Raw genomic sequence first — 9,292 nt, forward strand, 5'->3', positions numbered from 1 at the left:
GTTTCAGGCAAGGAGTGATGTCCCGCATGAGCAGGACAGGGCGGCGTGACATGATTACGGCTTCAATCACGATTTAAATCCGGCCAAAGACATCAAGAGCCGGAAACCCATCCCAACGGCGGCCAGTGCTAAAACACTGCCTCCCCATAACACCACCATCCATAACACACGAATCCCAGCCTGTTTCATCAGTGATACCCCTCACCATGCAGGACTTTTCCGCGAAAAACGTAATAGCTCCAGAAGGTGTAAACCAAAATAATGGGGATAATAAACAGTGCACCAACCAGCATAAAGCCCTGGCTTTGTGGTGGGGCGGCTGCCTGCCACAGGGTAATCGATGGCGGGATCAGATATGGCCAAATGCTGATGCCTAACCCGCTAAAACCGAGGAAAATTAAACCCAGTGTCAGCAAAAATGGCGTGCTGTGCCAGCTGCTATCAGTACTGACGGATTTCCATATCAAGGCGCTACACGCAACCACCAGCAATGGCACTGGCAACAGGAACCAGAGATTCGGCAGGCTAAACCAGCGTGTCGCAATTTGCGGGTGCGTAAGCGGCGTCCAGATGCTGATAACAGCGATGATCACAAGCATCATGATCAACAGCGGTTTCATTAGGTTACGCATGGTTGTGAACAGCGGATCCTCGCTTTTCATCACCAGCCAACTGGCGCCCAACAGCGCATACGCCACCACCAAACCGATGCCGCAGAACAGATTAAACAATGTAATCCAGTCAAGTTGACTGCCGCTAAACGTGCGTCCGGTCACCGGGAAACCTGAAATCACTGCACCGACCACCACGCCCTGGCAAAACGTCGCCAGAATCGAGCCGCCGATAAAAGCTTTATCCCAGAATGGCCGGTGAGCAGGCGTGGCTTTAAAGCGAAATTCGAACGCCACACCTCGGAAAATGAGGCCGATGAGCATCAACGATAGCGGGATGGTCAGCGCATCAACAATCACGGCATAAGCCAGTGGGAAAGCACCAAACAGTGCAGCCCCTCCCAACACCAGCCAGGTTTCGTTTCCATCCCACACCGGTGCGACGCTATTGACCATCACGTCGCGGTCTTGCGCTCCGCGCACAAACGGGAAAAGTATGCCGATGCCGAGATCAAAGCCGTCCATCACGATGTACATCAGGGTGGAAAACACAATAATCACAAACCAGATAACTGACAGATCAATGCCCATTAACGTGTCTCCTCAAGCGAATCTGTTACCGCCGAAAGCGGGCGAGAGGGGGTGCCGTGAGCGGAGTGGGTATGGTCATCAAATGGCTGCGGGCCTTTCTTGATAAGCCTGACCATATAGCTGTAACCCACGCCAAATACCGACATGTACACCACAAAAAAAGTCAGCAGGCTGATACTCATCTGCAAATTCCCATGCGCTGAAACGGCATCTTTAGTGCGCAGCAAGCCATACACCACCCACGGTTGACGGCCCACTTCGGTTGTTACCCAGCCTGCCAGAATCGCGATAAGCCCGGATGGCCCCATCCACAACATAAAGTGCAGGAACGGGCGACTCTCGAATAACCGCTGGCGATAGCGCAACCACAAACTGAGCATGCCTGCCAGAATCATCAGCATCCCAAGCCCCGCCATAATGCGGAATGACCAGAAAACCAGGGTGGAATTAGGCCGGTCTGCTTTTGGGAACTCTTTGAGCGCCGGAACTTGTTTATCCAGGCTATGGGTGAGGATCAGGCTGCCGAGCACTGGGATTTCTAGCCCGTAAAGTGTGTGTTCTTGTTCCATATCCGGCCAGCCAAACAGCAACAGGGGCGTGGGTTCACCAGGCATGTTTTCCCAGTGCCCCTCAATGGCGGCAATTTTCGCTGGTTGATACTTCAGGGTATTCAGGCCGTGTAAATCACCAATCGTCGCCTGAAGTGGCGCGACGATTAACGCCATCCATAGCGCCATGGAAAACATGGTTTTGATGGCGGGAGTTGTGTTGCCACGCAGCAACTGCCATGCAGCCGACGACCCGACAAAAAACGCACTGCTCAAAAATGCTGCCACCGACATATGCAGCAAACGGTAGGGGAATGAAGGGTTAAATATCACGGCGAACCAGTCAACCGGCACCACCTGGCCGTTGTGGATTTCAAACCCTTGTGGGGTGTGCATCCAGCTATTAGATGCCAGGATCCAGAAGGTGGACATCAGCGTGCCCAGCGCCACCATGCAGGTGGCAAAGAAATGTAGTCCAGGACCTACGCGCTTCCAACCAAACAGCATTACGCCAAGGAATCCCGCCTCAAGGAAAAAGGCCGTCAGGACTTCATAGGTCAGTAACGGCCCGGTGATGCTGCCAGCGAACTGCGAAAAACCGCTCCAGTTGGTACCAAACTGATAGGCCATCACCAGGCCGGACACCACACCCATGCCAAAGTTAACGGCGAAAATCTTCGCCCAAAAATCATAAAGCGAACGATAAACCGGATTTTTAGATTTGAGCCACAACCCTTCAAGCACCGCCAAATAACTGGCAAGCCCAATGGTGATGGCGGGGAAAATAATATGAAAGGAGACAGTAAAAGCGAATTGAATCCTTGCCAAATGAAAAGCGTCTAAACCGAACATGCGCAACCTCATAACACAATAACTTCGAGGCTATGTTAGAGGGTTACTTGAGGATAAATCAGAAACAGAAACACGTTATTTAACTATAACAGTTTCCATAATTAGCGTACTTTTAGATGACTGATATAGACAGCAAGCACAGGTTTACCATGAAGAAATACCAACAACTTGCGCAGCAAATCATTGACCAGATTGCCCTTGGCGCTTGGTTAGCAGGAGATAAACTCCCTTCATTGCGTGAGCAAGTGACAATGAGCGGCATGAGTTTTATGACGGTCAGCCACGCTTATCAGACCCTCGAAAGCCAGGGCGTGATTGTAGCCAGGCCGCAGTCAGGTTATTACGTGGCTTCTCGGCCCGCTGCTCGCAGCACGTTGACCCCCGTGAAAGTGACACGCGACGAATCAGTCGATATTAATACCTATATTTTTGATGTGTTGCAGGCCAGTTGCGACGCAACGGTCGTGCCATTCGGCTCGGCATTCCCTGACCCGCGTTTGTTTCCGCTTCAGCAATTGAACCGCTCACTTGCGACGGTCAGCAAAACCGCAACAGCCATGAGCGTGATTGAAAACCTGCCGCCGGGTAACGAAGCGTTGCGACACGCTATTGCCAGGCGTTATGCACAGCAGGGAATGCAAGTTTCACCAGAAGAGATTGTGATAACAGCGGGTGCGCTCGAAGCGCTTAATCTCAGCCTGCAAGCGGTCACCGAGCCTGGGGATTGGGTGATTGTTGAAAACCCGTGTTTCTATGGCGCTTTGCAGGCACTGGAACGTTTACGCCTAAAGGCGCTTTCGGTGGCAACCGATCCGCAAAATGGTATTGATCTGGTCGCCTTGAAACAAGCACTTAACGACTATCCGGTGAAAGCGTGCTGGTTAATGACCAACAGCCAAAATCCACTTGGCGTGACACTGTCACCTGAAAAGAAGCAACAACTGGTGGCGTTGCTACAGCAGCACAATGTCACGCTCATTGAAGATGATGTCTACAGCGAATTGTACTACGGGCGAGAACGCCCTTTACCGGCTCGCGCGTATGATGAGCAAGGTATGACGCTGCATTGTTCATCCTTTTCAAAGTGCCTGGTGGCGGGGTTTCGCATCGGGTGGGTGGCTGCAGGCAAACATGCACGGCGCATTCAGCAGTTGCAATTAATGAGCACGCTTTCCACCAGTTCCCCCATGCAACTCGCCTTGGTTGATTATCTGGCGACCAAACGGTACGACACCCATTTACGAAAACTCCGCCGTGTTCTGGCGGAACGTAAACAACAAACCTGGCAGGCACTGCATCAGCATTTCCCCCATGATGTGAAGATTCACCACAGTGAAAGCGGCTATTTTCTGTGGGTCGAATTACCGGAATATATGGACGCCAGCCTGCTCAGTGAGCAAGCGATTGCCCACAAAATCAGTATCGCCCCAGGCAAAATGTTTACCACGGGCGGCGCATGGCATAATTATTTTCGGCTTAATGCTTCCTGGGCTTTAGGCGAGTGGGAACTCCACGCGGTCATCACGCTGGCAGGTTTAATTCGGCAACAATGCAATACTCCACCGCGATCACAAATATCAGCCATATAACTGATGTGCGGCGATAATCGCACAGCAATTCGATGACTGCCGTTGACGTTACGGCAGAAAAATTCCTATTGTGAGAAAACGCCGTTTGGTTTGCATGGGTTGACCGGCAAATCTTAATGAAAATAAAGGTATAACCACAGCGCCAACTATCGCCGTAAGGCATAAGGAGAGATGAATGTTATTCAAAGTTGAGATGACGGTGAATATTCCACTCGATATACCCGTGGAAACGGTCGCTGAAATTAAAGCGAAAGAGAAGGCGTATTCGCAACAACTACAGAATGAAGGTAAATGGCGCCATATCTGGCGTGTAGCAGGCTTATATTCCAATGTCAGCATCTTTGATGTTAAAGACGCCGAAGAGTTACACAATCTGTTAATGGGTTTGCCGCTTTACCCGTTTATGACCATGAAAGTTGATGCGTTGTGCCGTCATCCGTCATCGGTTCGCAGCGACGATAAATAAAATACAATAAAACTCATCTGAGCCATGCCATTTGACGCGGCATGGCTATCTGTAAATAAGCAATGTTAAGCAACCGGCCTTTTTAACCCCATCCATATGAAATTTCGATAGTTGCGCAAATCTGCGCGTACATTTCAGCGCTACGCTTAACACTCACCTACACTTTAAAAATCATCCATTTAGCGAACTCTAACCGATATTTACGTTCAGCCATTTACTGCGCTGTATATCACATCCTGGTGAAATTTCCTGCTGCCAGCATGCTTGCCATATTTACGCAGACTATTGTTTTTATACGGGGATTATTTGCTCTTTCGGCACTGATTCTTAATGGCGTGCCGCCTTTACTTTTCAGACAGGAGTAGCAGCAATGCGTACAAAACAGGCTATATGGTCTCTTTCCACACTCTGTTTGACCGTGCTTTCTGCACAGGCGGCAGGGCTTCCAGACAAAATTGATGCCGGTGAAGGGCAACTCGATATTATCGCCTGGCCGGGTTACATCGAGCGTGGCGATACCGACAAAGCGTATAACTGGGTCACTGATTTCGAAAAAGAAACCGGCTGTAAGGTCAATGTGAAAACAGCAGCCACTTCCGACGAAATGGTCAGTTTGATGGCGAAGGGGGGATATGACCTGGTCACCGCATCGGGTGACGCATCGTTACGCTTGATTATGGGCAAACGCGTGCAACCGATTAACACGGATCTTATCCCAAACTGGAAAAACGTTGATCCTCGCCTGGTAAAAGGCTCGTGGTTTAACGTCGACGGCAAAGTGTACGGCACCCCGTATCAGTGGGGGCCAAACTTGTTGATGTACAACACCAAAACCTTCCCAACACCACCCGATAGCTGGAGTGTGGTGTTCGCTAAACAAGATTTACCTGACGGCAAAACCAATCAGGGCCGCGTACAGGCCTATGACGGGCCAATCTACATCGCTGATGCCGCGTTATTTGTTAAAGCCACTCAGCCACAGTTGGGTATTACCGACCCGTACCAACTGACGGAAGAACAATATCAGGCAGTGCTGAAAGTCTTGCGCGATCAACACGGCTTAATTCACCGCTACTGGCACGACACCACCGTTCAGATGAGCGACTTCAAAAACGAAGGTGTGATTGCATCCAGCGCATGGCCGTATCAGGCAAACGCCCTGAAAGCTGAAGGCCAGCCCATTGCCACGGTATTCCCGAAAGAAGGGGTAACAGGTTGGGCAGATACCACCATGCTCCATGCAGATGCGAAACACATGAACTGTGCCTACAAATGGATGAACTGGTCGCTGACCCCGAAAGTTCAGGGGGACGTGGCAGCATGGTTCGGTTCTCTGCCCGCAGTGGTTGAAGGGTGTAAAGCCAGTACATTACTGGGCGACAAGGGCTGCGAAACCAACGGCTTTAATTACTTCGATAAGATAGTGTTCTGGAAAACGCCAGTCGCAGAAGGCGGGAAATTTGTGCCGTACAGTCGCTGGACTCAGGATTACATCGCCATCATGGGTGGCCGTTAAGCCTGGAGGCGTTATGCCGTACGCTGTGCAGTTTCATAATGTGTCGCGCTTTTACGGTGATGTGCGAGCTGTCGATAACGTATCCATTGATATCGAAGACGGGGAGTTTTTCTCGATGCTCGGGCCCTCTGGCTCGGGCAAAACCACCTGCTTGCGTCTGATCGCAGGATTCGAGCAGGTCACTTCTGGTGAAATCGCGATTTTTGGCAAACCGGCGCAAGACGTGCCGCCTTATCAACGTGATGTCAACACCGTTTTCCAGGATTACGCCTTGTTCCCGCATATGACGGTGCTGGAAAACGTCGCTTACGGGTTGATGGTCAAAGGCGTTGATAAGAAAACTCGGCAAGCCAAAGCGCAGGAAGCGCTTGAGCGCGTGGCGCTAGGTTTTGTTCATGCCCGCAAACCGTCACAACTTTCAGGCGGCCAGCGCCAGCGTGTGGCGTTAGCGCGCGCGCTGGTGAATCGTCCACGCGTGTTGTTGCTTGATGAACCCTTGGGGGCGTTGGATCTTAAACTCCGCGAGCAGATGCAGGGCGAGTTGAAAAATCTGCAGCGTGAACTGGGCATCACTTTTATTTTCGTCACCCATGACCAAAGCGAAGCGTTGTCGATGTCTGACCGCGTTGCGGTGTTCAATAACGGGCGTATTGAGCAGGTTGATACGCCACGCCAGCTATATATGAAGCCGCGCACTGCGTTTGTGGCGAGCTTTGTTGGCACCTCAAATGTTCTTCAACCCGCCCTAGCCGGGAAAGTCTGTGGTGAAGAAGGGCTGTTTTCACTGCGGCCTGAACATATCGTGCTGAGTGATGAACCCAGCCACAGCAACGAAATCCGTGTCAGCGGCATGATTCAGGAAATCCACTATCAAGGGGCAGCCACTCGTCTCGAATTACGTCTTGCTGGAGGTGAAAAGCTGCTGGTCAGTGAGGCAAATCCACAACGGATTATCAGCGAAGAACGCTATCAAATCGGCCAGCAAGTCACTGCTGTTTGGCCCCGCGCGGCGATGGTTCTGTTGCAAGAAAAAGGATGACATGGCGATGAGTGTTCATACGTCCCATCCTGACAACCGCCTGATGCGACGCATTGCCACGTTCTTGTGGCAACGCCCAGGATTCTGGCTGGCTTTGTTATTGCTGCCACCGCTACTGTGGTTTGGCGTGATTTACCTTGGCTCGTTACTGACGCTGCTGTGGCAAGGGTTCTATACCTTCGATGATTTCACGATGTCAGTCACACCTGACCTGACATTTGCCAACATTGCCGCACTGTTTAACCCGGCTAATTACGACATCATTCTGCGTACACTGACGATGGCGATTGCCGTGACACTCGCCAGTGCAGTGTTGGCTTTCCCAATGTCGTACTTTATGGCGCGCTACACCCGGGGCAAGCTTAAAGCATTTTTCTACATTGCGGTGATGTTGCCGATGTGGGCCAGCTACATTGTTAAGGCGTATGCCTGGACGTTACTGTTATCGCGTGATGGTGTGGCGCAGTGGTTCCTCGACCACATGGGGCTCGAACCATTACTCAACCTGATTCTGACCATTCCGGCCATCGGCGGCAACACGCTGTCTACTTCCGGTTTTGGTCGTTTTCTGGTCTTTCTTTACATCTGGCTACCGTTCATGATTTTGCCGATTCAGGCCGCCCTTGAGCGGTTGCCACCTTCACTGTTACAAGCCTCGGCGGATTTGGGCGCACGGCCATCGCAAACCTTTCGCCATGTGATTTTACCGCTGGCAATCCCGGGTGTTGCAGCAGGTTCGGTATTTACTTTCTCTCTAACGCTCGGTGATTTTATTGTGCCGCAACTGGTGGGGCCGCCAGGATATTTCATCGGCAATATGGTCTATTCGCAGCAAGGAGCGATTGGCAATATGCCGATGGCTGCCGCCTTTACGCTGGTGCCGATTGTTCTGATCGCTATTTATCTTTCGCTGGTGAAACGACTGGGGGCTTTCGATGCACTCTGAACGCGCACCGTTATTTCTCAAAATTGCTGCCTGGGGCGGGGTTATTTTCCTGCATTTCCCACTGTTGATCATTGCGCTTTATGCCTTTAACCCCGAAGAAGCCGCATTCAGTTTCCCCCCCAAAGGGTTAACGCTGCACTGGTTCAGTGTTGCGGCGTCACGCGGGGACATTCTCGATGCAGTGACGTTGTCACTTAAAATTGCTTCACTGGCAACTATACTTGCTTTGATTCTCGGTACTTTGGCTGCCGCTGCATTGTGGCGGCGCGAATTCTTCGGCAAAAACGCCATCTCATTACTGTTGCTGTTACCGATAGCGTTGCCGGGGATTATTACCGGTATTGCGTTGTTAACGGCTTTTAAGATGATGAATTTTGAGCCAGGTTTTTTCACCATCGTCGTCGGGCACGCGACATTCTGCGTGGTGATTGTGTTTAACAACGTCATCGCCCGTTTCCGCCGTACCTCGTACAGCTTGATTGAGGCGTCGATGGATTTGGGCGCTGATGGCTGGCAAACCTTCCGCTATGTCATTTTGCCTAATCTGGGATCGGCATTGTTAGCGGGGGGAATGCTGGCGTTCGCGTTGTCGTTTGATGAAATTATTGTCACCACTTTTACCGCCGGACATGAACGTACCTTACCGTTGTGGCTGCTCAACCAACTGGGGCGCCCGCGTGAAGTTCCGGTCACCAACGTGGTGGCATTAATGGTGATGCTGATGACCACCATTCCGATTCTAGGGGCGTACTGGCTGAGCCGTGGCGGAGATGACGTCGCGGGCAGCGGTAAATAACGTTGAAAAGGGTATCACTATGCAAAACCAGCTATTAATTAACGGCCAGTTAGTGGACGGCCAGGGAGAGAAATTGCCGGTTTACAATCCGGCAACGGGTGAAGTGCTGCTTGAGATTGCCGAAGCCACTGCGGATCAAGTTAACGATGCAGTGCTGGCGGCGGATAACGCATTTGTCAGCTGGGGGCAAACCACACCGAAAGAGCGCGCGGAGCACCTACTCAAACTTGCTGATGTTATTGAACAAAATGGCGAACTGTTTGCCCACCTGGAATCACAAAACTGTGGCAAACCTTACCACTGCGTTTTGAATGACGAAATTCCGGCGGTGGTGGATG

General features: G+C 51.3%; 10 protein-coding genes. 7 read left to right on the forward strand and 3 right to left on the reverse strand.

Annotated features, from left to right (window positions below):
* Positions 1–66 precede the first annotated feature (66 nt).
* From VJY99_RS03370 to VJY99_RS03380, 3 genes are read right to left on the reverse strand one after another with little or no spacing between them, the layout of a single operon-like run.
* Positions 67–189 (reverse strand): DUF2474 domain-containing protein, encoded by a 123-nt coding sequence (locus VJY99_RS03370; RefSeq protein WP_324116332.1) that lies wholly within the window; start codon positions 187–189, stop codon positions 67–69.
* Positions 189–1,202, reverse strand: a complete 1,014-nt coding sequence (gene cydB, locus VJY99_RS03375) for a cytochrome d ubiquinol oxidase subunit II (protein ID WP_324116334.1) — start codon at positions 1,200–1,202, stop codon at positions 189–191. The genes VJY99_RS03370 and cydB overlap by 1 nt, the downstream gene beginning before the upstream one ends.
* On the reverse strand, positions 1,202–2,602 hold the full coding sequence (locus tag VJY99_RS03380) for a cytochrome ubiquinol oxidase subunit I (protein ID WP_324116335.1): 1,401 nt from the start codon (positions 2,600–2,602) through the stop codon (positions 1,202–1,204). Before VJY99_RS03380 ends, cydB begins: the two co-directional genes overlap by 1 nt.
* A 149-nt stretch (positions 2,603–2,751) precedes the next feature.
* Here VJY99_RS03380 and VJY99_RS03385 point away from each other — a divergent pair, with 149 nt between their 5' ends.
* From VJY99_RS03385 to VJY99_RS03415, 7 genes are all read left to right on the forward strand, one after another.
* The gene (locus tag VJY99_RS03385; RefSeq protein ID WP_324116337.1) at positions 2,752–4,191 is read left to right on the forward strand and encodes a PLP-dependent aminotransferase family protein; all 1,440 of its coding nucleotides are present in this window, start codon (positions 2,752–2,754) and stop codon (positions 4,189–4,191) included.
* A 175-nt stretch (positions 4,192–4,366) separates the two neighbouring features.
* Complete coding sequence (gene catC / locus VJY99_RS03390; protein ID WP_324116339.1) at positions 4,367–4,657, forward strand: muconolactone Delta-isomerase; 291 nt, start codon at positions 4,367–4,369, stop codon at positions 4,655–4,657.
* Between the two features lie 370 nt (positions 4,658–5,027).
* Complete coding sequence (gene ydcS, locus VJY99_RS03395) at positions 5,028–6,173, forward strand: putative ABC transporter substrate-binding protein YdcS (RefSeq protein ID WP_324116341.1); 1,146 nt, start codon at positions 5,028–5,030, stop codon at positions 6,171–6,173.
* A 13-nt stretch (positions 6,174–6,186) separates the two neighbouring features.
* Entirely contained in the window at positions 6,187–7,212 is a 1,026-nt protein-coding gene (locus VJY99_RS03400) for an ABC transporter ATP-binding protein (RefSeq protein ID WP_324116343.1), read from the forward strand.
* Position 7,213: 1 nt separating this feature from the next.
* Positions 7,214–8,158 carry an ABC transporter permease gene (locus VJY99_RS03405; protein ID WP_324116345.1) on the forward strand — a complete coding sequence of 315 codons (945 nt, stop codon included), beginning with the start codon at positions 7,214–7,216 and terminating at the stop codon, positions 8,156–8,158.
* Positions 8,148–8,954 (forward strand): ABC transporter permease, encoded by an 807-nt coding sequence (locus tag VJY99_RS03410; protein ID WP_324116347.1) that lies wholly within the window; start codon positions 8,148–8,150, stop codon positions 8,952–8,954. Before VJY99_RS03405 ends, VJY99_RS03410 begins: the two co-directional genes overlap by 11 nt.
* 19 nt (positions 8,955–8,973) lie before the next feature.
* A partial coding sequence (locus VJY99_RS03415; RefSeq protein ID WP_324116349.1) for an aldehyde dehydrogenase family protein occupies positions 8,974–9,292 on the forward strand: 319 nt, incomplete at its 3' end.

Source organism: Buttiauxella sp., assembly GCF_035271705.1.
GTDB lineage: Bacteria > Pseudomonadota > Gammaproteobacteria > Enterobacterales > Enterobacteriaceae > Buttiauxella.

What these genes read in the sequence shown, in the direction of transcription:
- VJY99_RS03370 (WP_324116332.1), bottom strand. Translation starts at nt 189, where the DNA reads ATGAAACAGGCTGGGATTCGTGTGTTATGGATGGTGGTGTTATGGGGA.
- cydB (WP_324116334.1), bottom strand. Translation starts at nt 1,202, where the DNA reads ATGGGCATTGATCTGTCAGTTATCTGGTTTGTGATTATTGTGTTTTCC.
- VJY99_RS03380 (WP_324116335.1), bottom strand. Translation starts at nt 2,602, where the DNA reads ATGTTCGGTTTAGACGCTTTTCATTTGGCAAGGATTCAATTCGCTTTT.
- VJY99_RS03385 (WP_324116337.1), top strand. Translation starts at nt 2,752, where the DNA reads ATGAAGAAATACCAACAACTTGCGCAGCAAATCATTGACCAGATTGCC.
- catC (WP_324116339.1), top strand. Translation starts at nt 4,367, where the DNA reads ATGTTATTCAAAGTTGAGATGACGGTGAATATTCCACTCGATATACCC.
- ydcS (WP_324116341.1), top strand. Translation starts at nt 5,028, where the DNA reads ATGCGTACAAAACAGGCTATATGGTCTCTTTCCACACTCTGTTTGACC.
- VJY99_RS03400 (WP_324116343.1), top strand. Translation starts at nt 6,187, where the DNA reads ATGCCGTACGCTGTGCAGTTTCATAATGTGTCGCGCTTTTACGGTGAT.
- VJY99_RS03405 (WP_324116345.1), top strand. Translation starts at nt 7,214, where the DNA reads ATGGCGATGAGTGTTCATACGTCCCATCCTGACAACCGCCTGATGCGA.
- VJY99_RS03410 (WP_324116347.1), top strand. Translation starts at nt 8,148, where the DNA reads ATGCACTCTGAACGCGCACCGTTATTTCTCAAAATTGCTGCCTGGGGC.